Consider the following 23,357-nt stretch of genomic DNA (forward strand, 5'->3'; position numbering starts at 1 on the left):
CGTCCGGGTGTCACCCCCTCGCGCTACTGGGAGGGCGGGCGGGGGAACCGCGACCTACGCTCCGCAGCCGTGTCCCGTTGCCGTTCCGCCGTGCTCGCCGCCGCCGTCGCGGTGCTCGCGGTGCTCGCGGAACCGGCCGCGGCGGCAGCGCCGGCCCCCGCCGGCACGCCCCCGTTCGCACCGGCGGCCGACGCCGCCATCACGCCCGGTGTGCGCATGCTCAGCCCGGTCGGCGACGGTGCGGTCAGCACGTGCACGGCGGCGTTCGTCTTCCGCGGCGGGGACACGACCTACCTGGGGTACGCCGCGCACTGCGCCGGGTCCGGCGAGTCGATGGGCCTGTCCGGGTGCGAGGAACCGGCCCTGCCGCTGGGCACCGACGTCGTCATCGAGGGCAACGACGGCTCCCGCACCGCGGGCCGGCTCGCCTACACCTCGTGGGGCACGATGCAGGAGCGCGGCGAGACCGACGGGGCGCGCTGCTACTCCAACGACTTCGCCCTCGTCGAGCTCGACCCCGCCGACGTGGAGCGCGTCAACCCGAGCGTGCCGGTGTTCGGCGGGCCCACCGCCCTCGACACCGACGGCACCCGCCGCGGCGAGCCGGTGTACAGCTACCAGCCCCGGGGCGGCGGCACCGTCGTCAAGCAGGGCCGCAGCCTCGGCGTGAGCGCCGGCGGGCTCTTCCACCGGGTGGAAACCGTGCCGCCCGGCCGCCCCGGCGACTCCGGCAGCGGCTACGTCGACGGGGACGGCGACGCCTTCGGCGTGCTCAGCACCCTGTTCCTGGACGGCAGCAGCACCAACGGCGTCACCGACCTCGCCCACGCCCTCGCCTACGCCAACGCCTACGGCGGGATCGGCCGGGTGGCGCTCGTACCCGGGACCGAGCCCTTCGGGGTGCGGACCTAGCGCTCGAGGAACCGCGTCAGGGCGGGGACCAGCACGTCGGTGCGCTGCACCACCTCGGTGTGGCGGGTGGCGGGCAGCACCGCCAGCTGCGCGTGCGGGATGAGCCCGAGCATCTCGGCGGCGTGCTCGATGCGGACGAAGTCGGTGTCGCCGATCACGAGCAGCACGGGCGCCGCGATGCTGCCCAGCTCCTCCGCCGACCAGCCGGGATGGCCGTGCACCAGTACGTTGAGCCGCTCCGCGAAGGCGTCGAAGTGCCCGGGGTCGGGCGCCACCCGCTCGTACTCCTGGCGCATCTCGGCGAACTCGGCGGGCGTGGGCATCCGCACCGACGCCGGGTCGCTCAGGTCGTGGTAGCCCTCGGGGCGGAAGTGCGTGGCCGCGGCGACGAGCCGGTCCACCCGCCCGGGGTGGCGCATCGCCATCTCGAGCGCCACGAGGCCGCCGAGGCTGAACCCGAGCACGTCGGCGCGCGCGAGACCGAGGTGGTCCAGCAACGCGACGACGTCGTCGGCCATGGCGGGGTAGGTCGGCTCCCGCTCCACGTCGGCAGTGCGGCCGTGCCCCTGCAGCTCCACCCCGATGATCCGGTGGGAGCCGCGCAGGAGCGGGATCAGGTCGCGGAACGACAGGTCGATCGTGTGCAGGCCGCCGTGCAGCAGCACCAGGGGCCGGCCCTGGCCGTGCACCTCGTAGTACAGGCGGAGGCCGTTGACGTCTGCGTACTGCCCGGCGGGCGCGGTGGTGGTCACCTCCATGAGACCGGCCGCGGCGGCCGAACTCATCGCGGTGGGGGACTCCAGGGTCAGGGCGCGAACGTCGGGTCGGGCTCGACCACGACCTCCAGCACCAGCGGCTCGGTCCGCGCGGAGAGGGTGGGCACGACCTCGTCGAGGGTGGCGAGCAGCGCGTCGTGGTCGAGCACCCGGCGCGCCGGGCAGCCGAGGGACTGCGCGAGCCCGCTCACGCTGACCTCCTCGAACGCCGGCCAGGGCGGCTTGCCGCCGCGCTGCTCGGCGAGCCGATCCATGATCGCGTACCGGCCGTTGGCGAGCACGACGAACAGCGCCCCCACGCCGTAGTGCGCCGCGCTCCACAGCGCCTGGATCCCGTACAGCGACGACCCGTCACCGACGACCGCGACCACCGGCCGCTCGGGCGACGCCATCCGCACCCCGATCGCCGCGGGCAGCGCGAACCCCAGCCCGCCCATCGCGGCGCTGAGGAACCCGAGCGGGCGGCGCGCAGGCAGCAGCCGGTGCAGGTCCGGGCGGCTCGACGGCGTCTCCTCGACGACCACGGTCTCGGGTGCCACCCGCGCGGCCAGCGCGGCCATGACGTGCGCGGCCCGCAGCGGCTCGCCCGCCCCGGGCGGCGCCGGCGCGGGCGTGCGCGACACCGCGGGCAGGGGCGCGTCCGGACGGTCGGGAACGCGCTCGGCGAGCAGGCGGCAGACCTCGGCCGGGCTCGCGAGCACGGCGAGGTCGGCCGGGCTGTGGTGCGCGTCCTCCACGTCGTCGGTGACGAGCGCGACCGCGGTGCCCGGCTCGACGAAGGGGCCCTGCTCGAACGGGTACTGGCGGAACACCGGCGCGCCCACGACGAGCACGACGTCGTGGCCGGCCAGCACCTGCCGCAACCGGGCGCGCCCGGCGGGCAGGTGCCCGGCGAACTGCGGGTGGTCCTGCGGGAACCCGGCGCGCGCGGCGAACGACTCCTGCCACACCGGGCAGCGCAGCCGCTCCGCCAGGCGCACCAGCGCCGCCCACGCCGCCTCGTCGTCGGCGTCGGCGCCGACGACGAGCGCCGGGGCCGCGGCGTCGCCGACCAGCGCGGCGAGCTCGTCGACCGCGGCGGGATCGACCGACGCGGCCCGGCGCAGCACGACGGGTGCCGGCAGCGGTGCGTCGTCGGCCGGCGCGGACCAGTCGTCGCTGGGCACGATCACCAGGGCGGGGCCGCGGCCGTCGCGCGCCTCGTGCCAGGCCCGGGCGACCGCGCCCGGCACGTCCTGCGGCCGCGCGGGCGTGCCGACCCACACCGGGTAGCGCCCCGCCAGACCGTCCAGCTCACCGGCCAGGAACGGCATCGCCGCGAGGTGGCGCCGGTCCTGCTGGCCCACCAGCACCACGAGCGGCACCCGGTTCACCCGGGCCGTGGCCAGTGCGCCGACCGCGTTGCCGAGCCCGGCGGTGGTGTGCAGGTTGACCAGGGCGGGCCGGTCCAGCGCGGTCGCGAACCCGGTGGCCGTGCCGACGACCGAACCCTCGTGGAGGGAGAGCACGAACGTGAGGTCGTCGGGCAGGTCGGTGAGGAACGCGACCTCCGTCGACCCGGGGTTGGCGAAGATCGTGGTCAGGTCGTGGCGGCGCAGGACGTCGAACGTCGCGTCGCGGACCGTGCGTGTCACGCAGCCTCCTTCATCGCCGTCATGCCGCGGCCTTCGTGTCGCTGACGGCGACCGCCGCGACCGCGATCCCGCCGATCGCCGCCACCGCCGCGAAGATGTAGAAGCCCCACGGGTAGGCGATGCCGGCGGTGAGCAGGGCCCCGCCGATCAGCGGCCCGCTGATCGCGCCGAGCCGCCCGACGCCGCTGGCCGCCCCGATCGCGGTGCCGCGCGCCGCCGCCGGGTAGAGCTGGCTGACGTACGCGTAGACCAGTACCTGCGCGCTGAACACGAACACCCCGGCCAGCAGCACGCTGATGTACACGCCGATCCCCGGCAGGCGGACGCTGAGCAGGGCCAGGAAGAGCGCGGCGGCGGCGAACCACGCGATCACCGCGCGCCGCGTGCCGACCCTGTTGGCGACCTGTCCGGCGACGAGCAGGCCTGCGACCGCGCCGACGTTGAGCACGAGCAGCAGCGCCAGCGCGGCACCGAGCGGGTACCCGGCAGAGCGCATGATCTCCGGCAGCCAGGTGTTCAGCCCGTACACCAGCAGCAGCCCCATGAACGAGGTCACCCAGAACGCGATCGTGGCGCGCAGGTACCCGCCGCGGAACAGGATCGTCACCGGGTTGCGTTCGTGCGCGGTGCGTCCGCCCCCGGCCTGCTCGCGCAGGAAGGACGCCGACTCCGGCAGGTGGCGCACGATCAGCGGCACCAGCACGAGCGCCGGGAGCGCCCCGATCACGAACATCGCCCGCCACCCCATCGCCGGGATGACGACGATGCCCAGCAGCGCGGTCAGCACCGCGCCTGCGTGGTAGCCGGTCATGAGGACGGTGGTGGCGCTGCCGCCCTTGCCCTGCCGGGCGTACTCGTTGACCAGCGCGATCGCCACCGGCAGCACCCCGCCGAGCCCGAGACCGGCGAGGAAGCGCAGCACGCCGAACGTCCACGGGTCGGGCGCGAACGCGCAGAGCAGGGTGAGCACCGAGAACCCGGCGACGGTGAGCAGCATGGTGCGCCGCCTGCCGATGATGTCGGTGATCGTGCCGATCGCCAGTGCGCCGACCATCACGCCGAGCAGGCCGACCACCGAGATCAGGGATCCGGTCGCCGGCGTCAGGCCCCACACCCCGTCGCGCAGCATCGGGGAGAGGACGACGCCCAGCACCACGAGGTCGAACCCCTCCAGCGCCACGGCCGACCAGCACAGCGGCGCCACCCAGCCCGCCCCCCGCTCCCGGGGTTCGATCGGATTCGTCGATGGATCCGCGGACATGTCCCCACCTTCCTGCCGGACGTTGCGCGGCAGTATCGGTGGCGTTCCCGGCGGCGTCAGGGCGTGCTTCCGTTCAACGGAAGGATGGGTGGGCGCGATGAGTTCTCCTGCGAGGCGTGGTCCCTTCCTCGAACGCACGGACCACCCCCGGAAGGACGACCGATGACCGCCTCCCCCGCCGCCCCGGCCACCACCCGCCCCACCTCGCGCGCCGGACACCGGGCCCTGTGGGTCCTGCAGGTCCTGGTGGGCGTCTTCTTCGTGGTCGCCTCCGCGGCGCCGAAGTTCCTGGGCGACCCGTACGCGGTGGCGATCTTCACCGACATCGGCGCCGGCCAGTGGTTCCGCTACGTCGTCGGCGCCATCGAGCTGGCGGGCGGAGTCGGCCTGATGGTCCCGCGGCTGGCCGGCCCCGCGGCGGTGGGCCTGATGGGCCTCATGATCGGCGCCGGCTACACCCAGGCGGTCGTGCTCGACGCACCCGAGATGCTCGTCAGCCCGGTCATCCTCTTCGTGCTGGCCGCGGTCGTCGCGTGGGGCCGGCGTGCCTCGATCGCCGCCTGGATCCCCGGGCGCGACCGCTGATCCGCATGAGTCCGCGAAACGGCACGCCCCCCGCATGACGCGGACGAGCGTGCCGTTTCGCGGACTGCTCACGAATTGCGCGAGCGCCTATTTCTCGCGGGTCGCCGAGGTCTCGCAGCTGAGCGGCGCATCCGCGGCACTCGGATCCGAGGAACCGGCCCCGAGGATGCCCAGAACATTGCCCAGCCCGACGGCCGCCGTCACGTCCGGACAGACGTTCACGCCGTTCAACAGGTTGAGATCGCCGAGGTTGAGCAACCCGTCCTGAGGCGCGTCGTCGCCGGTGATGACCTGTTCCGCGTCGTCAGCGCGGTCCACACCCTCGGGTGGGGTATCGGCGTAGGCCACGGGACCCAACGCCAGCACGGCCGCGAAGCTCGCGGCGACGACGATTCCAGCCTTCTTCCACACCTTCGTCTCCTGAATGAGTGAGCACGGCCTCGACCGGATCCCTACGGGGGCCAGCACGTCGAAGCGGTCGCCACTGGCAAACAGAAAGCTAACCTCGCACCCGTCACTCATTCCACGGCTGTCCTCCCATCGGGTGGAGCCCGTCGCGGAGCGCGAAAACGATGTGTTTGGGCACGCGCGAGGCTGGGAAACGCGGTCGCGCACCGGCACCCCCCGTGATCGAGAACCAGTGGGTCCGAGGACACCGGCCGCCGACCGTCACGCTGCGTGTCCACCGCGACGCTCGGCCCGCACCCGTGATCATCGGTGTCGCACGGCGACACGCCGCTGCGCGGCATCCCCGAACGGGGGAGGAGTTCCCGGTGTGAAGGCCCCCCCGCGTACGGCGGATGGCCCGGGCATCCCCCCGCCCGGGCCGTCCGCCGCTCCCCCCACGGGATCACGAGCTCGCGAGCAGCCCCACCCCGAGCGTCGCGAGCACCCCGAAGGCGACACCCCACAGCACGATGGAGACGGCCTGCCAGAAGAGGACGGCGTTGCGGGAGGCGCCGAACGACACCATCGCCGCGGACGTCACCTGGCTCGGCAGGATCGTCTGCCCCAGCAGGCTCACCCCGGCCACCCCGTACCGGTCGAAGGCCCTGCGCAGCTTCTGCCGCTTGGGCGTCTCCGCGCGCCCGCCGCGCGCCAACTTCCCCCGCAGGCCGTGGGCACCGAGGACGAGCACGGCCATCGAGACGACGTTGCCCACCACCGCGGCCGTCACGGCCACCACCGGGTGGAGCCCGGCGAGGACGCCGATGACCGACCCGAAGTAGGACTCGACGAACGGGATGGCACCGGCGAGCGCCACCCCCAGCCACTGCAGCACCGGCGGCAGCGTGGCCGTGAAGTCCTGGAGAGCTTGGATCATGTGCGCTTCCGTTCGGTCAGGTGCCCTGTCGTGGAACCACTGTGTCCGGTCCGGGCCTGCCGGCAGTAGTCCCGCCGGTCACGTCCCGCGTTGACAGGTGGCCTCCGTCCGCGGTGACAGCTGTCACGGGGGACCCGCCCGGCCGGGCCGGCACTTGCCCTGAAGCGGACTTCAACTCCTACGGTCGGCCGGACCGATGTACGGATGGAGCGAAACGATGATCGAAGGACTGGGCCGGTACGGCCTGGCGCTGACCGTGACCGATTCCCTGGAGGCGCAAGCGGCCGCCGCCGAGGAGCTGGGGTACTCGGCGGTCTGGGTGGCCGGCGGGCAGCTGGAGAGCCTGGACCCGCTGCTGCGGATTCTGCGCGCGACCACGCGCATCGCGGTGGTCCCCGGGATCATCCCCCTGGACCTGCACGGGCCTGCGGACATCGCCGCGCTCTACGCGGAGGCGGAGCGGATCGCGCCGGGCCGGCTCGTGGTCGGCATCGGCGCTCCGCAGCGGCTGCGCACCGGCGCGCTGGCCGCCGTGGAGCACGCGCTCGACGAGCTCGACGCCGGCGCGGCCGCGCCGCGGGCCCGGAGGCTGCTGGCCGCCCTCGGGCCGCGCAAGCTCGACCTGGCGCGGGACCGGTTCGGAGGCGCCGTCACGCTACTGGTCGACCCGGAGTACACGAGGTGGGCGCGCGAGCGGCTCGGCGCGACACCGACCCTCGCCGTGCAGCAGATGGTCGTCCTCGACGAGGACGCCGACACCGCCCGCACCGCCGCCCGCGGGCCGCTGGGGTTCCTGTCCACGGTGGGCGGCTACGCGGCAGCCTTCTCCCGGATGGGGTTCGACGACCGCCAGATCCGCGACCTGGACGACCGGCTGGTCGATGCGGTGGTCGCGTGGGGCGGGGTCGACGCCGTGACGGCCCGCATGCAGGCACAGGTGGCCGCGGGCGCCGACCACGTCGTGGTCTCACCCCTCCCCACCGCGGCCGGGCCGGGCGAGTTCGAGGTGATCGAGCGGCTTGCGCCCGCCGTCACGGCCGCGGCCGACCGCCGAACCCCTCAATAGGCGCGGCCGATCAGCACGGTGTGCCTGGCCGGCTCGCCGGTGATCAGGCAGGTGGATGCGGGCGGCTCGGCGTCGACGATGCAGCGGATCGTGGCGCCGGTCCGCTCGCCGAGCACCCGCTCCGACTCCTCCGCGCCCGACCAGGCCGCGAGGAACAGCCCGCCGCCGCCGACCCGCTGCGCGAACTCGTCGAAGTCGGTGACGGGCTGCGTGTGCTCCTCCCGGAAGCGGCGCGACTGCTCCAGCAGTGCCTGCTGGATCTCCGCGAGCAGGCCCGCGGCGGCGCCCGCCACGCCGGCCAGCGGCACGGCGCTCTTGCTGCGGTCGTCGCGGCGCACCAGCGTGGCCCGGCCGGACGCCACCTCCCGCGCGCCCACCTCGATCCGGACCGGGACGCCCTTCAGCTCCCAGTCGACCGACCGGCGGCCGAACGAGGTGTGGGTGCGGTCGTCGACGTGCGCGCGGACGCCGGCGCCTCGCAGCTCCGCCTCGATCCGCCTCGCCGACCCGGCGACCTCGGCGTCCTCGTCCAACTGCAGGACCACGACCTGGTGCGGCGCGATGGCCGGCGGCAGCCGCAGCCCGTGGTCGTCGCCGTGGACCATGATCAGTCCACCGATCATCCGGGTGGACGTGCCCCACGACGTCGTGGCGGCGTGGCGACGCTCGCCTGCGGGGTCGAGGTACTGGATGCCGAACGCACGGGCGAAGTTGTGCCCCAGGTTGTGGCTCGTCCCCATCTGCAGCGCCTTGCCGTCACGCATGAGCGCCTCGCAGGTGAAGGTGTGATCCGCGCCGGCGAACCGCTCGCCCGGCGACTTCTCCCCGGCCACCACCGAGATCGCCAGCGACTCCTCCATGAACCGCCGGTACACGCCCAGCATGCGCCGGGTCTCCTCGACCGCGTCCTCGTAGGTGGCGTGGGCCGTGTGGCCCTCCTGCCAGAGGAACTCGGTGGTGCGCAGGAACAGGCGGGGCCGCAGCTCCCAACGGACCACGTTGTTCCAGAGGTTCAGCGCCAACGGCAGGTCCCGGTGCGACTGGACCCACTTGGCGAAGTAGTGGTTGATGACCGTCTCGGAGGTGGGGCGCAGCGCCAGCGGCTCGGCGAGCTCCTCACCACCGCCGTGGGTCACCACGGCGAGCTCCGGGGAGAAGCCCTCGACGTGCTGCTTCTCCTTCTCCAGGAAGCTCATCGGGATCAGCATCGGAAACGCGACGTTCTGGGCCCCGGTGGCCTTGATCCGGCGGTCCATGTCGGCCTGCATGAGCTCCCACACCGCGTAGCCCCACGGTCGGATCACCATGCTCCCCCGCGCCGGACCGCTCTCGGCCAGCTCGGCTCGAGCGATGACGTCCTGGTACCAGGCGGGGAAGTCCTCCGCCTGCGGGGTGAGTACGGCCTTGGCCACGGTGCTGCCTCTGCTCGGGAAACCATCGGACAGCGGCGACGGTAGCCCCGGCGCGGGAGCGCCGACAACGCAAAAAAGAGGAGCCCCGCCGTTCGGCGGGGCTCCTCTGAACACGTTGAATGTCGGCGGCGACCTACTCTCCCACACCCTGACGAGTGCAGTACCATCGGCGCTGGAGGGCTTAGCTTCCGGGTTCGGGATGGGACCGGGCGTACCCCCTCCGCCATAACCACCGACAACACTATCAAATTATGTGAATCATAGTGGATGCGATTATGCGCTCAGGGTCGCACAGTGGATGCAAACAACTCGTCATGAACAAGCCCTCGGCCTATTAGTACCAGTCAACTCCACCCCTCACAGGGCTTCCATCTCTGGCCTATCAACCCAGTGGTCTGCTGGGGGCCTTAACCACGCAAGGTGGTGGGAGACCTCATCTTGGAACGAGCTTCCCGCTTAGATGCCTTCAGCGGTTATCCCTTCCGAACATAGCCAACCAGCCGTGCCCCTGGCGGGACAACTGGCACACCAGAGGTTCGTCCGTCCCGGTCCTCTCGTACTAGGGACAGCCTTCCTCAAGTCTCCTGCGCGCGCGGCGGATAGGGACCGAACTGTCTCACGACGTTCTAAACCCAGCTCGCGTACCGCTTTAATGGGCGAACAGCCCAACCCTTGGGACCTACTCCAGCCCCAGGATGCGACGAGCCGACATCGAGGTGCCAAACCATGCCGTCGATATGGACTCTTGGGCAAGATCAGCCTGTTATCCCCGGGGTACCTTTTATCCGTTGAGCGACACCCCTTCCACCAGGAGGTGCCGGATCACTAGTCCCGACTTTCGTCCCTGCTCGACCTGTCAGTCTCACAGTCAAGCTCCCTTGTGCACTTACACTCGACACCTGATTGCCAACCAGGCTGAGGGAACCTTTGGGCGCCTCCGTTACACTTTGGGAGGCAACCGCCCCAGTTAAACTACCCACCAGGCACTGTCCCTGAACCAGATCATGGCCCGAGGTTGAGACACCCAATTCGACCAGAGTGGTATTTCAACAACGACTCCACCACCACTAGCGTGGCCGCTTCACAGTCTCCCACCTATCCTACACAAGCCGAACCGAGCACCAATACCAAGCTGTAGTAAAGGTCCCGGGGTCTTTCCGTCCTGCCGCGCGTAACGAGCATCTTTACTCGTAGTGCAATTTCGCCGAGTCTGTGGTCGAGACAGCGCCCAAGTCGTTACGCCATTCGTGCAGGTCGGAACTTACCCGACAAGGAATTTCGCTACCTTAGGATGGTTATAGTTACCACCGCCGTTTACTGGCGCTTAAATTCTCCGCTTCGCCCCCGAAGGGACTAACAGGTCCTCTTAACGTTCCAGCACCGGGCAGGCGTCAGTCCGTATACATCGTCTTGCGACTTCGCACGGACCTGTGTTTTTAGTAAACAGTCGCTTGGGCCTGGTCTCTGCGGCCGGCCACCCCTAGCCCGCGAAGGGCTTCAGAGCAACCGGCCCCCCTTCTCCCGAAGTTACGGGGGCATTTTGCCGAGTTCCTTAACCACAGTTCACTCGATCGCCTCGGTATTCTCTACCTGACCACCTGTGTCGGTTTAGGGTACGGGCCGCAACAGCACTCGCTAGAGGCTTTTCTCGGCAGCATGGGATCATCCTACTTCGCCTCAATCGGCTACGCATCACCTCTCACCCTTGATGACACCCGGATTTACCTGGATGTCGGGCTACAGGCTTACACCAGGACTACCACCGCCTGGCGGGACTACCCTCCTGCGTCACCCCATCGCTTGCCTACTACCGGATCGGGTCCCACGCTCCCCCGACAACCCAGCCCGAAGGCCGGAAAGCGGGTTCGGATGGTTAGCATCACCGGCCTCAGCACGGGCGCACTATCACGGGCACGGGAATATCAACCCGTTGTCCATCGACTACGCCTGTCGGCCTCGCCTTAGGTCCCGGCTCACCCTGGGCGGATTAACCTGGCCCAGGAACCCTTGGTCATTCGGCGGCAGAGGTTCTCACTCTGCATTCGCTACTCATGCCTGCATTCTCACTCGCACACCCTCCACGACTCGATCACTCGGCCGCTTCACCGGATGCACGACGCTCCCCTACCCAACACCACGACTACACCCACACCCCGAGGAGCATGAGCGGATCTCATGTGATGTTGCCACGGCTTCGGCGGTGCGCTTGAGCCCCGCTACATTGTCGGCGCAGGACCACTTGACCAGTGAGCTATTACGCACTCTTTAAAGGGTGGCTGCTTCTAAGCCAACCTCCTGGTTGTCTGGGCGATCCCACATCCTTTCCCACTTAGCGCACGCTTAGGGGCCTTAGCCGGTGATCTGGGCTGTTTCCCTCTCGACTACGAAGCTTATCCCCCGCAGTCTCACTGCCGCGCTAGAAATACCGGCATTCGGAGTTTGGTTGAGTTCAGTAAGCTTGTCGGCCCCCTAGCCCATCCAGTGCTCTACCTCCGGCATCCACCACACGACGCTGCACCTAAATGCATTTCGGGGAGAACCAGCTATCACGGAGTTTGATTGGCCTTTCACCCCTACCCACAGCTCATCCCCCAGGTTTTCAACCCTGGTGGGTTCGGGCCTCCACGACGTCTTACCGACGCTTCACCCTGGCCATGGGTAGATCACTCCGCTTCGGGTCTACACCCCGCGACTCGACGCCCTATTCAGACTCGCTTTCGCTACGGCTACCCCACACGGGTTAACCTCGCCACGAAGCATAACTCGCAGGCTCATTCTTCAAAAGGCACGCCATCACCCCAAAGAGGCTCTGACGGCTTGTAGGCACACGGTTTCAGGTACTATTTCACTCCCCTCCCGGGGTACTTTTCATCTTTCCCTCACGGTACTAGTCCGCTATCGGTCATCAGGGAGTATTTAGGCTTACCGGGTGGTCCCGGCAGATTCACAGCAAATTCCACGAGCTCGCTGCTACTCGGGAACAATCTCCAGACCACGAAACGTGTTTTCATGTACGGGGCTCTCACCCGCTACGGCGACCCTTTCCAGAAGTCTTCCACTAACACGAATCAATGACCTCGGCAGCGCGGCAGCACCACCACGAGAAAATCCCACAACACCCCAGCCGCAACGCCTGCCGGCTTGACACGACCAAGGTTTAGCCTCATCCGCTTTCGCTCGCCACTACTCACGGAATCACGGTTGTTTTCTCTTCCTGTGGGTACTGAGATGTTTCACTTCCCCACGTTCCCTCCGACAGCCTATGTATTCAGCTGGCGGTGACACCCCATGACGGGTGCCGGGTTTCCCCATTCGGACATCCTCGGATCACAGCTCGGTTGACAGCTCCCCGAGGCCTATCGCGGCCTCCCACGTCCTTCATCGGCTCCTGATGCCTAGACATCCACCATGTGCCCTTAAACACTTGTTCACAACAAGATGCTCGCATCCACTATGCAACACTCAACACACAACCACACCCCAACCCCCACCGACCACCACCACACCCACGAGGAATGCGTTAGACGATCCGGGTCAGGAGCCAGAAGACACACCCCACAACGAGTGTCCCCTCAGGACCCAACAGCGTGCCAAGCACTCATGAACCAGCACTATGTTCCACCCAGCGCCACACCCCACAACCAGCAGGCGCGACATTTATCGAAGAAAGGAGAACCAACCCCAACACTCGAGACCGGTCAACCCCACCAACACGGTGGACTCCTTAGAAAGGAGGTGATCCAGCCGCACCTTCCGGTACGGCTACCTTGTTACGACTTCGTCCCAATCGCCAGTCCCACCTTCGACGACTCCCTCCCACAAGGGGTTAGGCCATCGGCTTCGGGTGTTACCAACTTTCGTGACGTGACGGGCGGTGTGTACAAGGCCCGGGAACGTATTCACCGCAGCGTTGCTGATCTGCGATTACTAGCGACTCCAACTTCACGGGGTCGAGTTGCAGACCCCGATCCGAACTGAGACCAGCTTTAAGGGATTCGCTCCACCTCACGGTCTCGCAGCCCTCTGTACTGGCCATTGTAGCATGTGTGAAGCCCTGGACATAAGGGGCATGATGACTTGACGTCATCCCCACCTTCCTCCGAGTTGACCCCGGCAGTCTCCCATGAGTCCCCGGCATAACCCGCTGGCAACATGGAACGAGGGTTGCGCTCGTTGCGGGACTTAACCCAACATCTCACGACACGAGCTGACGACAGCCATGCACCACCTGCACACCAGCCACAAGGGAACGCCTATCTCTAGACGCGTCTAGTGCATGTCAAACCCAGGTAAGGTTCTTCGCGTTGCATCGAATTAATCCACATGCTCCGCCGCTTGTGCGGGCCCCCGTCAATTCCTTTGAGTTTTAGCCTTGCGGCCGTACTCCCCAGGCGGGGCGCTTAATGCGTTAGCTGCGGCACAGAGACCGTGGAATGGCCCCCACACCTAGCGCCCACCGTTTACGGCGTGGACTACCAGGGTATCTAATCCTGTTCGCTCCCCACGCTTTCGCTCCTCAGCGTCAGTATCGGCCCAGAGACCCGCCTTCGCCACCGGTGTTCCTCCTGATATCTGCGCATTTCACCGCTACACCAGGAATTCCAGTCTCCCCTGCCGAACTCAAGTGATGCCCGTATCGACCGCAAGCTCAGAGTTAAGCCCCAAGTTTTCACGACCGACGCGACACACCGCCTACGAGCTCTTTACGCCCAATAATTCCGGACAACGCTCGCACCCTACGTATTACCGCGGCTGCTGGCACGTAGTTGGCCGGTGCTTCTTCTACCGGTACCGTCACTCACGCTTCGTCCCGGTCGAAAGAGGTTTACAACCCGAAGGCCGTCATCCCCCACGCGGCGTCGCTGCGTCAGGCTTTCGCCCATTGCGCAATATTCCCCACTGCTGCCTCCCGTAGGAGTCTGGGCCGTGTCTCAGTCCCAGTGTGGCCGGTCGCCCTCTCAGGCCGGCTACCCGTCGTCGCCTTGGTAGGCCATCACCCCACCAACAAGCTGATAGGCCGCGGGCCCATCCCCAGCCGAAAAACTTTCCACCCAACCCCATGCGAGGCCAGGTCATATCCGGTATTAGACCCAGTTTCCCGGGCTTATCCCAGAGCTGAGGGCAGGTCACCCACGTGTTACTCACCCGTTCGCCGCTCGTGTACCCCCGAAGAGGCCTTACCGCTCGACTTGCATGTGTTAAGCACGCCGCCAGCGTTCGTCCTGAGCCAGGATCAAACTCTCCAACTAAATCTGGCTCTAGCAAAACCGAGACGGGGTCTCGGCTAAAACAAACTGGCATAAACCAATTCATGATAAAGCTCGACACACTGTTGAGCTCTCAAGAGACACCCGCACACCATCGTCTGCCGTTAGGCATCTTCTGGGGCTTGTTCCTCCACTGTACACCCGCCGGCTCCTTGCGGATCCGGGGGCCCCCGTGGAGGGCGGTCAGCGGGCCCTGTTGACCGAGGCGGTGAGGCCTTCGTTCTGTCCGGTGTCTCGCTGACAACGAGAAAGTTACGCGAGGGGTTGACAGCCCGTCAAACCGGCCCCCCGTTGTGGCCCTGACCTGCCCAAACGCGCCTCTGGATGTCACTCACCGTCGTCGCGGCGGTCCCTCGGCGCGACGAACGGTCGGCGCTCCGCGGCGGTTCCGGCACGCTCATCGGCACCACCGTCCGGCCGCTGACCTGCGACGACCGCTGTTGTCCCGCCGGTCGTCCCCCGTTCACCCGGCGCTGCGGCGTCTCCACGCACCTCTTCCGTGTGACCTGCCTCATCGCGGATTTCGTCGCCCTCCGCGACGAACGGCGCCTTCTCCGTCGCCAGGCGGCGGAGCATCGCGTTGTAGGCATCCAGGTCGGCATCGCCGTGCGTCTCGGCATGTCGATCAGCGCGTCGCGCCGACCGTTCGTCCTGGCGCGACCACTGGACGAGCAGTGCGAGGACCACCAGCAGGAGCGGCACCTCGCCCGCAGCCCATGCCAGGCCGCCGCCCAGCTGCTGGTCGCGCAGCACGTCGGGCACCCAGGGCAGGGCCAGGCTCCGGTAGAAGTCCCCGCCGAACGCGGTGTTCGCGCTCATCACGGCCACCCCGAAGAAGGCGTGGAACGGCACCGACGCGAACACCAGGCCCATCCGCGCGGCGGGTGGCAGGCGGCGCGGCGCGGGGTCGACACCGACGATCGGCCAGAAGAACAGCGCCCCGACCAGCAGGAAGTGCAGGTTCATCACCTTGTGCGCCCAGTGCTCGGGCAGCGCAGCGGGGAACAGACCCGAGAAGTACAGGGCGTAGTAGCTCCCGACGAACAGCGCCAGCGCCACGAGCGGGTGGGTCAGCCACCGCGCGAGCGGGGAGTGCACGCCCGCGAGCAGCCACTCGCGCGGCCCCGGAGGCGCGGCGCGTCCCGTGGCGGGCAGCGCCCGCAGCGCCAGCGTCACCGGGGCGCCGAGCACCAGCAGGATCGGGGTGAGCATCCCGAGGATCATGTGTTGGCCCATGTGCACGCTGAACATGGCCGGTCCGTAGCGCCCCAGGCCGGAGCTCGTCGCGACGAGCAGGGTGGCGCACCCGAGCAGCCACGCCGCCGTGCGGCCCGGCGCCCACGCGTCACCGCGCCGCCGCAGCCGGCGCACGCCGAGCAGGTACGCGGCCGCGAGCACGAGCGCGGCCGTGCCGAAGACCAGGTCGAAGCGCCAGTCGAGGGCGAGCCGCGCGAGCGTGGGCGGCCCCGCGAGGTCGTAGCCGATCAGCGTCTCGACGCGGGAGGGCACGCCCGCGCCCGTGTCCGGGGTGGGGGTGCGGCCCAGCGCGACCGCCAGGCCCATCGTCGCGAGCATCAGGAGGACCTCGACGCCGCCGAGGCGCAGCAGCGCGCCCGCATCACCCCGTGCCGCGGCTGGGACCGACGCGCGGCGGTGCACCGCGCCCAGCACGCCGAGCGCGACCAGTGCGGCCGCCTTGGCCAGCACGAGCGCGCCGTAGGTGGAGCCGACGAGGGCCCACAACGGGATCCGGACCAGTGCGTTCACCGTGCCCGTGACCGCCAGCACCAGCCAGCAGGCGAGGGCCAGCCGGGAGTAGCGCGGCACCGCCGTCGCCAGCGCGGTGGCCCGGTCCGGCCCGCGCGCCGCGGCCTGCGTCAGCACCGCGACCAGCCCGCCGACCCAGAGGCAGGCCGCGAGGACGTGCAGGACGAGGCTGTCGGTGGCGATGTCGTGCGCTCCGCCGCTCGCCGAGTGGCCGGTGAACGTCACGGGCAGCGGGCCCGCGAGCGCGATGGCGAACAGCACGACCGTCCACCCCCAGGTGAGGACGGTGCGACAACCGACGAGCACGAGCACGGCGACCAGCGCGGTCAACGTCCACGTGGTCGCGCCGGCCACCCGGGGCAGCAGGTCCAGGACGAGCCCCGGATCGAGCACCTGCCCGACCGGCCTGCCCAACGTGTCCGCCAGGCTCAGCGGCACCATGAGCAGCGCGCCGGCCGCCCAGCCCGCGGCGGTCCACGACCCGGCCCGCAGTGCCCGGTAGCCCGCCACGTCGAGGTAGCCCGACCGCTGCGGGGGCACGAGGAACGCCGCGAGCAGCACCGAGCCGATCGTCAGGGCCATGCAGACCTCGGCGAACGCGCGCACCGCGGGCAGGCCCACGGTCGTGAGCACGCCCGGGTCGGGCAGCCCCAGCGCCTCGGCGGGCGAGGCTCCCGACAGGGCTGTCAGCCCGCCTGCGACGAGCACGGCGACCAGGGCGCCCAGGCCCGCGACGCTCGCCACCCCCGCGGTCGGCCGACCGGGCGGCGGCGGGGCGGGCTCGACGGTCGCGTGCGCCATGCTCCCAGGCTAAGCCGTTCGCGCAGCGCGCGGATGCTCGCCGCGGGCGGCCGGGGCAGCGCTGCCAGACTGCCGCCCGTGGAGATGCCGGCCGAGGACGACCCGGCGGCCGCCGTGCGGCTGCTGCGCACCGCGACCGCTCCGGACGGGAGCCGGCCGCCTGCGTGGGCCGCGTCCCCGCTCGCCGGTGCGCGACGCGTGCTCGAGCTCGGCTGCGGCGCCCCGGCGCTGGCCGGCGAGTTCGGCGACCGCTGGGTGGGCGTCGGGTCCGTGCCGGGGTACGGGCTGGTCACGGGGACCCCGACCGCGCTGCCGCTGCGGGACGACGCCGTCGACGGCGCGGTGCTGCTCCTCGCCCTCCCCCGGCTGCCCGACGTCGACACCGCCTTCGCCGAGCTGCGGCGCGTCCTCCGGCCGAGCGGCACCCTCGTCGTCGTCGTCCCGGCGGCGAGCCCGCGCTCGATCGCGGAACTGCGGTGGGCTCCGGTCCTCGGCCGCGTCCACCGCGGCGGGTGGACGAACCGATCGGCGCTGGACGGCGCGGGCTGGCTGCTCGCCGCGGCGGACTTCGCCGTGCTGGGCGACGACCGCGCGGCGTTCACCCTCCCCCTGCCCGACGCGGGCACGGCTCGCGCGCTGGCGTCCGACCTCCCGCGCGCGGGTCTGTGGCCAGAGCTCCCCGACGCCGTCGCCCGGCGGGCCGAGGAGGGACTCGTGCGCCGGGCGGGACCGGGCCGGACGCTCCCGGTGCCGCTGCGCAGGCTGGTCGCGCGCCGCTGAGGCTCCCGGCCGCGCGTCAGTCGTCGGTGGTGGCCGCGGCGCCGACGACCACGGGAGTGTCGTCGGCGCGCTCGGCGTCCTCGAGCAGGTCGGCGACGATGCAGGTGATGTTGTCCGGCCCGCCGCCCGCGTTGGCGTGCTCGATGAGCTGCGCCACCGCGGCCGCGGGGTCCGCGGCCGCGGCGAGGACCTCGTGCAGCTGCGGGTCGGCGAGCACGGCCGTGACCCCGTCGGAGCAGATCAGGTAGCGGTCACCGGGACTGCCCTCGAGCGCGAACAGGTCCGGCTCGGGACTGCTGCTGTCCTGCAGGGTCTTCACCAGCCAGGAGCGACGCGGGTGCGTGGCCGCCTCCGCCTCGGAGATCCGGCCCTCGTCGACGAGCGACTGCACGAGGGTGTGGTCGTGCGTGAGCCGGCGCAGCTCGCCGTCGCGCAGCAGGTACGCCCGCGAGTCGCCGAGGTGCAGCACGCCGATCCGCGTGCCGTCGACGAGGAACGCCACCACCGTGGTGCCCGTGCCGCGCAGGTCGGGGTCCTGCTCCGCCATGTCGGTGAGCCGGGCCGCCGCGTCCTCGACCGCCCCGCGCAAGGCGGCGAGCAGATCGAGCTCCCCGAGGTCGCTGCCGCGCAGCTGCGCATCCAGGTCGAGCAGGGCGGTGACGGCGACCATGCTCGCCACCTCGCCGTGGGCGTGCCCGCCCATCCCGTCCGCCACGGCCAGCATCCGCGGGGTGGTGACGGCGGAGTCCTGGTTGGTCTCCCTGCGGCGGCCGACGTCGGAGCCGGCCGCGGAGCGCAGCGTCGGTGACATGATGCCACCCTCTCATGTTGTGAACACGCTTCACAACGGTGGGGGTCGTGAACTAGTTTCAGCAGCGTGGCCGGGGACACGACCGTCAGCACGGGTGACATCGCCCGGCTGGGTCGCGTCGGCCGCGCTGCCGTCAGCAACTGGCGCAGACGCTACGACGACTTCCCCGCGCCGGTGTCCGGGACCTCCTCGAACCCCCGGTTCGCGCTGGCCGACGTCGAGGCGTGGCTGCGCCGCAACGGGAAGCGCTACCGGCTCTCGCCCGCCGACCGGGCCTGGCAGCACCTGCTCTCCGACGGCCCCGAGCTGCTCCTCCCGCACCGGCTCGCCGCCGCCGGCGCCCACCTGCTCGCCCGGCACGCACCGGACCTCCTGCAGCTCCTGCCCGAGGACGCCCCCGCGGTCGACGACCCCGAGCTCGCGGCGCTGCTCGACGAGGTGGCGGCGACCGCAGGGCCTGCGGCCGCCTTCGAGGACCTGTGCGGCCGCCACCAGCGCGGGGCGGGCCGGCCGTCGGACGCGCTCGCCACTGCCATGACCCGCATCGCGCTGCCCGACGGCGGCGGCCGCGTCGTCGACCCCGCCTGCGGCACCGGTGGCCTGCTGCTGGTCGCAGGGGCGGGCGGCGCCCGCGGGCAGGAGACCGATCCGGCCGCGGCGTGCATCGCCGCCTCCCGGCTGCTGCTCGCCGGAGCCCGGAGCGCACCGGTCGCGCTCGGCGACGCCCTGCGTCGCGACGCGTTCGCCGGTGCGGAGTTCGACGCGGTGGTGTCCGCGCCGCCCGTCACCGAGCGCGGCTGGCCGCACGACGCCCTCGTCGGTGACCCGCGGTTCGCCCACGGCCTGCCGCCCCGCACCGAACCGGAGCTGGCCTGGGTGCAGCACGGCCTCGCCCGCGTGCGTCCCGGCGGGCGCGTCGTGCTGCGGTTGCCCGCGGCCGTCACCTCCCGCCGCCCCGGCCGGCGCATCCGGGCCAACCTGCTGCGCGCCGGCGCGCTGCGCGCCGTCCTCACCATCGAGGACGAGGCGCGCGCCGCGGACGTCTGGGTGCTGCGCAGGCCGCTGCCCGGCGAGCCGGTCCCGTCCGAGCTCCTGCTCGCCCGCACCGCGCCGGACGCCGCGGCGGAGCTGTGGGAGCGCTTCGCCTCCGGGCGGCCGACGGGCACGGGTGCGCGCGCGGTCGGAGTGGTCGAGCTGCTCGACGACGAGGTCGACCTCAGCCCCGAGCGGCACCTGCACCGCCGGGCACCGGCCGATGCCGGGCCCCGGGTGGCCGAGCTCCTCGCGAACGCCCCGGCAGGCACCCCGGACCTGCGCGTCAGCAACGGCGCGCACGAGGGGACCGCAGCCGTCACCGTCGGCGAGCTGGCCCGCCGCGGGATGCTGACCGTGCGCCACGCCGCGCGCGACGCCGACGCGGCGGACGAGGGCACCGTCCCTGTGCTGACCGTCTCCGACCTCGCCACCGGCACCGTTGCGACCGGCCGAACGAGCACGGCTGCCGGCCGGGTGCGGGTGCGGCCGGGTGACGTCGTCGGTGCGCCGATGGGCCGGGCCCGGGTCGCCGACCGCGCCGCCGTCCTCGGCCCGGGCCTCACCGCCTACCGCCTCGACCCCGAGCAGCTGGACCCGGAGTACCTCGCCGGCACCCTCCGCGCGGCGCCCGCGCCGACCGGCGCCTCCAGCCGGCACGGCCAGCGGGTGCGCGTCCGGCTCCTGCCGATCGCCGAGCAGCGTGCGTTGGGTGCGGCGTTCCGCGGTCTGCTCGACGCCGCCGACACCGCGCGCGCCGCGGCGGAGCGGGCGGAGACCCTGCTGCGGCTCGGCGGTGAGGGGCTCGTGGAAGGCTGGCTGCGCCCCGGGTGAGGGAGCAGGAGGGGACGTTGCTCATCGCCGATCGCTACGAGATCGAGGACCTCCCGGTGGGGCGCGGCGGGATGGGCGCGGTCCACCACGGCCTCGACACCCACCTCGGGCGGCGCGTCGCCGTCAAGTTCCTGCACCTCCCGTCGGGCTCGGACGAGCAGCGCCGCCGGTTCGTGCGGGAGGCGCGGATCCTCGCGCGGCTGGAGCACCCCGGCGCACCCATCCTCTACGACCTGGGGACGCACGAGCACCGGTTGTTCCAGGTGATGCAGTTCGTCGACGGCGTCACGGTGGCCGACGTCGTCGCCGAGCACGGGCCGCTCCCGCCCGCGTGGGTGGCCGCGATCGGGGCCCAGGCCGCGGCCGTGCTGACGGCCGCGCACGAGCTGTCGATCGTGCACCGCGATCTCACCCCGTCCAACCTGATGCTGCGCCCGGACGGCGGTGTGGTCGTGCTCGACTTCGGGCTGGCGGTGCTCGCCGGAGCCGTCCGCTTCACGCGGATGGGCCAGATGTTCGGCTCGCCGTCCTACATGGCGCCCGAGCAGATCCAGCACGGCGTGGCCGACGCCCGCACCGACCTGTACGCGCTGGGTTGCGTGCTGCACGAGTTGCTCACCGGCGTACAGCTGTTCGGTGGCGGCACCGCGTTCACGATCTTCGAGCGGCAGGTGCGCGAGCCACCCGCGCCGTTGCCCGCGGCGCCGGCTGCGCTGGACCGGCTGGTGCAGGACCTGCTCGCCAAGGACCCGACCGACCGCCCGGCCGACGCCGCGGTGCTGCACGACCGGCTCGCGCCCCTCGCCGTCGACCTGCCGCCCCTGCCGGGGTTCCTCGCCCCGGACGCCGGACCGGGACGGCGCTACGCAGGCGTCTGGAGCCGCACGCCCTGAGCGTCAGGAACCGCTCGACGAGCTCGCCGCGACCGTGGACGCCGTCACCGCGGCCATGACGCTGGTCTGCACCGCCTGCACGGCCTTGCGCACCGCGACGCCGGCCCAGTCGCCCTCCGCGACCTCCGCGGCGCGGGCGCGCAGCTGCCGCCGCGGCCCGTCGACGACCTTGTGCTCGGCCTTGACGGCGTGCACCAGCGAGATCAGCAGGGCCACGTGCTGGTCGGGCCGCGCCCCGTCCCGCAGCACCGCGGCGATCCGCCCGCGCAGCTCCTTCCCCGCCCCGTCCGTCGACGGCCAGGTGGTGGACGGGAAGACACCGAGGATGCGGGACGACTCGCGCCGCACCACCCCGCGCTCCACGAGCCGTTCCAGCACGGGCGTGCGGGTCCGCCGAGCGAGCCGCTCCACCGCCTTCTGCGCGCGCACCGGGTTGCCGGCGAGCCGCGAGGCGGCCTCGTCGAGCAGCGCGTCACCGGTCGGGGCGGGGTCGAGGACGCGCAGCCGCGCCTTCGCGCCGTCGCCGTCGGCGGAGATCCGCTCGCGCAGCGCGAGGTCCAGCAGGAGCGCCCCGCCGATCGCGCGGTCGAGCGAGGTGCCGTCCACGACCGCACGTCCGGACCCGGGGTCGAGCAGCAGCAGGACGAGGTCCTCGGTGATGGTCGTCATGGGTCCCTACCTTCCCTCGACACCGGTCACGAACTCCAGCACCCGCGCGTTCACCTCGCGGGCGCGCTCGCCGGAGATCGCGTGGGATGCCGCGGGCCACAGCTCCGCCTGCACGTCGGGGAGCAGGCGGGCGCGGGCGAGCGCCCGTGGCGCGTGGTGGACCCGGCTGCGCCCGGCGATCAGCGCGAGCGTCGGCACGTGCAGGCCGCGCAGGGCGTCGTCGCGGGGGTAGGCCGGCGGGGGCACGCCGAGGCGGTACTCCCGCATCGCGGTCGCGATCAGCCGCGCGATCGGCTCGTCGTCGACCGGCACGCCGCCGGAGATCCAGCTCAGCATCCGGTCGCGCAGCCACTCCGGCGACGCCGGGAGCGCGGCGAGCGACGCGAGGACCATCCGCACCGGGATGCGCCCGAAGACGCACGCCGGGTCGATCAGGCTCAGCGACGCGATGGCCCTCGTGTCCCGCAGGGCGAGGTTGACCGCGAGCCACCCGCCGAACGAGGCACCGACGAGGTGCGCCCGCTCCAGCCCGAGCCCGGAGAGGGTGGCCGCGAGCCACGCGGCCTGGTCGTCGGCGTCGCGGATCGGTCGCTCCTGCACGCTGGAGCCGGCCTCGCCGAGCACGTCCACGGCGTGGACGCTGCGCTCCGCGGCCCACGCGGCCAGGTTCGGCTCCCACATGGCGGTGCTTCCCGAGCGGCCCGGGAGCAGGAGCAGCGGGACGCGCCCGTCGGTCCCGAACCGGCGGACGCGCACGCGGCCGAACGCCGTGGGCACGTCGTGGACGGCGGCGGGCTCGGGCAGCCGCGCGAGCGCGCGGGCGTAGGCATCGTCGAACCGCGCCTGCGCCGCGGCGTCGGCGAAGTGCCCGATCACGGCGCGGCCCGCACGGCCGGCAGCACGCAGCGCTCCAGTTCCTCGGCCGCCCCGGCCAGGTCGAACCCCTGGTCGCCGACCCACTCCGCGACGAGGCCGTCCAGGGCACCGTTGATCATCACCGCGACCGCGTGGGGGTCGAACGCGCGGAACACCCCCGCGCGCTGCCCCGCCTCCAGGATCGACGCCACGCCCTGCCGGCGGCTCGTCCCCGCAGGCGAGCCCGGCGCCAGCTCCCGCGCGTCGTCCCGGTCGCGCACCAGGCCTTCGACGAGCACGCGCACCTGCGCCGGGTGGGCGCGCAGGTGGCCGACGGCGCCGCGGAGGAACGCGACGAGCATCGCCTCCGGGCCGTCGGCCGCGTCGACCCGCTCCCCCACCGCCGCGGCGAACGAGGTCATGACGTGGCGGGCGGTGGCGTCGAGGACCGCGTCCTTCGTCGAGAAGTGGTAGAGCACGGCCGCCTTCGAGATGCCGGCGCGGGCCGCGATGGCCGACAGCGACGCGGCCGCCGGCCCGCGCTCGGCGACGAGCGCGATCGTGCACTCGACGATCTGGCGCCGCCGCGCCTCCTCCGTGAACGTGCGGGGCCGCTCAGACATCGCGGCTCCGCCGGAGGGCGATCGCCCCGACCCGCATGTCGTCGACCGCGAGCAC

Annotated in this window: 17 protein-coding genes and 3 rRNA genes; 6 read left to right on the forward strand and 14 right to left on the reverse strand. The window is 71.3% G+C overall.

The features are described 5' to 3' along the window. The first annotated feature begins 69 nt into the window (after positions 1 to 69). Positions 70 to 912, forward strand: coding sequence for a serine protease (locus FB558_RS26510; RefSeq protein ID WP_246106762.1), 843 nt, complete (start codon positions 70 to 72; stop codon positions 910 to 912). On the opposite strand, the gene FB558_RS26515 is transcribed toward FB558_RS26510, so the two are convergent. From FB558_RS26515 to FB558_RS26525, 3 genes are read right to left on the reverse strand one after another with little or no spacing between them, the layout of a single operon-like run. Then, positions 909 to 1,697: an alpha/beta fold hydrolase gene (locus FB558_RS26515; protein WP_211366857.1), complete on the reverse strand. Its 789-nt coding sequence runs from the start codon at positions 1,695 to 1,697 to the stop codon at positions 909 to 911. The genes FB558_RS26510 and FB558_RS26515 overlap by 4 nt on opposite strands. 20 nt (positions 1,698 to 1,717) lie before the next feature. Next, positions 1,718 to 3,322: a thiamine pyrophosphate-dependent enzyme gene (locus tag FB558_RS26520; RefSeq protein WP_142057902.1), complete on the reverse strand. Its 1,605-nt coding sequence runs from the start codon at positions 3,320 to 3,322 to the stop codon at positions 1,718 to 1,720. 19 nt (positions 3,323 to 3,341) lie between these two features. Continuing rightward, entirely contained in the window at positions 3,342 to 4,583 is a 1,242-nt protein-coding gene (locus FB558_RS26525) for an MFS transporter (RefSeq protein ID WP_142057904.1), read from the reverse strand. Between the two features lie 162 nt (positions 4,584 to 4,745). On the opposite strand from FB558_RS26525, the gene FB558_RS26530 reads away from it, so the two are divergent. Next, positions 4,746 to 5,168, forward strand: coding sequence for a DoxX family protein (locus FB558_RS26530; protein WP_142057907.1), 423 nt, complete (start codon positions 4,746 to 4,748; stop codon positions 5,166 to 5,168). A gap of 87 nt (positions 5,169 to 5,255) precedes the next feature. Here the strand turns inward: FB558_RS26530 and FB558_RS26535 are convergent, their stop codons facing one another. Next, entirely contained in the window at positions 5,256 to 5,579 is a 324-nt protein-coding gene (locus tag FB558_RS26535) for a hypothetical protein (protein WP_142057909.1), read from the reverse strand. Between the two features lie 439 nt (positions 5,580 to 6,018). Beyond that, positions 6,019 to 6,492 (reverse strand): hypothetical protein, encoded by a 474-nt coding sequence (locus FB558_RS26540; protein WP_142057911.1) that lies wholly within the window; start codon positions 6,490 to 6,492, stop codon positions 6,019 to 6,021. 217 nt (positions 6,493 to 6,709) lie between these two features. Here FB558_RS26540 and FB558_RS26545 point away from each other — a divergent pair, with 217 nt between their 5' ends. Then, positions 6,710 to 7,558 (forward strand): TIGR03620 family F420-dependent LLM class oxidoreductase, encoded by an 849-nt coding sequence (locus FB558_RS26545; protein ID WP_211366858.1) that lies wholly within the window; start codon positions 6,710 to 6,712, stop codon positions 7,556 to 7,558. Here FB558_RS26545 and proS read toward each other — a convergent pair. The 5 genes from proS to FB558_RS26570 form a co-directional block, all read right to left on the reverse strand. Next, the gene (gene proS / locus FB558_RS26550; RefSeq protein WP_142057915.1) at positions 7,552 to 8,970 is read right to left on the reverse strand and encodes a proline--tRNA ligase; all 1,419 of its coding nucleotides are present in this window, start codon (positions 8,968 to 8,970) and stop codon (positions 7,552 to 7,554) included. The two genes, FB558_RS26545 and proS, sit on opposite strands and share 7 nt — an antisense overlap. Positions 8,971 to 9,090: 120 nt before the next feature. Next, positions 9,091 to 9,207 (reverse strand): 5S ribosomal RNA (gene rrf, locus FB558_RS26555). A gap of 77 nt (positions 9,208 to 9,284) precedes the next feature. After that, positions 9,285 to 12,400: ribosomal RNA gene (locus FB558_RS26560) — 23S ribosomal RNA — on the reverse strand. Between the two features lie 298 nt (positions 12,401 to 12,698). Then, positions 12,699 to 14,219 (reverse strand): 16S ribosomal RNA (locus FB558_RS26565). Together the 16S, 23S and 5S rRNA genes form the textbook arrangement of a ribosomal RNA operon. A gap of 345 nt (positions 14,220 to 14,564) precedes the next feature. Next, entirely contained in the window at positions 14,565 to 16,805 is a 2,241-nt protein-coding gene (locus tag FB558_RS26570; RefSeq protein WP_142057917.1) for a bifunctional copper resistance protein CopD/cytochrome c oxidase assembly protein, read from the reverse strand. 84 nt (positions 16,806 to 16,889) lie between these two features. On the opposite strand from FB558_RS26570, the gene FB558_RS26575 reads away from it, so the two are divergent. Then, complete coding sequence (locus tag FB558_RS26575) at positions 16,890 to 17,585, forward strand: methyltransferase domain-containing protein (RefSeq protein ID WP_246106840.1); 696 nt, start codon at positions 16,890 to 16,892, stop codon at positions 17,583 to 17,585. A gap of 16 nt (positions 17,586 to 17,601) precedes the next feature. Here FB558_RS26575 and FB558_RS26580 read toward each other — a convergent pair whose 3' ends face one another. Then, a complete protein-coding gene (locus FB558_RS26580; protein ID WP_142057921.1) occupies positions 17,602 to 18,396 on the reverse strand; it encodes a PP2C family protein-serine/threonine phosphatase in 795 nt (264 codons plus the stop codon). Between the two features lie 66 nt (positions 18,397 to 18,462). Here FB558_RS26580 and FB558_RS26585 point away from each other — a divergent pair, with 66 nt between their 5' ends. After that, on the forward strand, positions 18,463 to 20,262 hold the full coding sequence (locus FB558_RS26585) for an N-6 DNA methylase (protein WP_142057923.1): 1,800 nt from the start codon (positions 18,463 to 18,465) through the stop codon (positions 20,260 to 20,262). Positions 20,263 to 20,279: 17 nt separating this feature from the next. Continuing rightward, entirely contained in the window at positions 20,280 to 21,155 is an 876-nt protein-coding gene (locus FB558_RS26590; protein ID WP_142057925.1) for a serine/threonine-protein kinase, read from the forward strand. 3 nt (positions 21,156 to 21,158) lie between these two features. Here the strand turns inward: FB558_RS26590 and FB558_RS26595 are convergent, their stop codons facing one another. From FB558_RS26595 to FB558_RS26605, 3 genes are read right to left on the reverse strand one after another with little or no spacing between them, the layout of a single operon-like run. Next, positions 21,159 to 21,824 carry a GOLPH3/VPS74 family protein gene (locus tag FB558_RS26595; RefSeq protein WP_142057927.1) on the reverse strand — a complete coding sequence of 222 codons (666 nt, stop codon included), beginning with the start codon at positions 21,822 to 21,824 and terminating at the stop codon, positions 21,159 to 21,161. Between the two features lie 6 nt (positions 21,825 to 21,830). Next, the gene (locus tag FB558_RS26600; protein ID WP_142057929.1) at positions 21,831 to 22,700 is read right to left on the reverse strand and encodes an alpha/beta fold hydrolase; all 870 of its coding nucleotides are present in this window, start codon (positions 22,698 to 22,700) and stop codon (positions 21,831 to 21,833) included. Further along, positions 22,697 to 23,302 (reverse strand): TetR/AcrR family transcriptional regulator, encoded by a 606-nt coding sequence (locus FB558_RS26605; RefSeq protein ID WP_142057931.1) that lies wholly within the window; start codon positions 23,300 to 23,302, stop codon positions 22,697 to 22,699. The genes FB558_RS26600 and FB558_RS26605 overlap by 4 nt, the downstream gene beginning before the upstream one ends. Positions 23,303 to 23,357: the final 55 nt, after the last annotated feature.

This window comes from Pseudonocardia kunmingensis (assembly GCF_006716445.1).
Taxonomy (GTDB): Bacteria; Actinomycetota; Actinomycetes; order Mycobacteriales; family Pseudonocardiaceae; genus Pseudonocardia; species Pseudonocardia kunmingensis.

What these genes read in the sequence shown, in the direction of transcription:
- FB558_RS26570 (WP_142057917.1), bottom strand. Translation starts at nt 16,805, where the DNA reads ATGGCGCACGCGACCGTCGAGCCCGCCCCGCCGCCGCCCGGTCGGCCG.
- FB558_RS26605 (WP_142057931.1), bottom strand. Translation starts at nt 23,302, where the DNA reads ATGTCTGAGCGGCCCCGCACGTTCACGGAGGAGGCGCGGCGGCGCCAG.
- FB558_RS26580 (WP_142057921.1), bottom strand. Translation starts at nt 18,396, where the DNA reads ATGTCACCGACGCTGCGCTCCGCGGCCGGCTCCGACGTCGGCCGCCGC.
- FB558_RS26545 (WP_211366858.1), top strand. Translation starts at nt 6,710, where the DNA reads ATGATCGAAGGACTGGGCCGGTACGGCCTGGCGCTGACCGTGACCGAT.
- FB558_RS26595 (WP_142057927.1), bottom strand. Translation starts at nt 21,824, where the DNA reads ATGACGACCATCACCGAGGACCTCGTCCTGCTGCTGCTCGACCCCGGG.
- FB558_RS26540 (WP_142057911.1), bottom strand. Translation starts at nt 6,492, where the DNA reads ATGATCCAAGCTCTCCAGGACTTCACGGCCACGCTGCCGCCGGTGCTG.
- FB558_RS26530 (WP_142057907.1), top strand. Translation starts at nt 4,746, where the DNA reads ATGACCGCCTCCCCCGCCGCCCCGGCCACCACCCGCCCCACCTCGCGC.
- FB558_RS26515 (WP_211366857.1), bottom strand. Translation starts at nt 1,697, where the DNA reads ATGAGTTCGGCCGCCGCGGCCGGTCTCATGGAGGTGACCACCACCGCG.
- FB558_RS26525 (WP_142057904.1), bottom strand. Translation starts at nt 4,583, where the DNA reads ATGTCCGCGGATCCATCGACGAATCCGATCGAACCCCGGGAGCGGGGG.
- FB558_RS26575 (WP_246106840.1), top strand. Translation starts at nt 16,890, where the DNA reads ATGCCGGCCGAGGACGACCCGGCGGCCGCCGTGCGGCTGCTGCGCACC.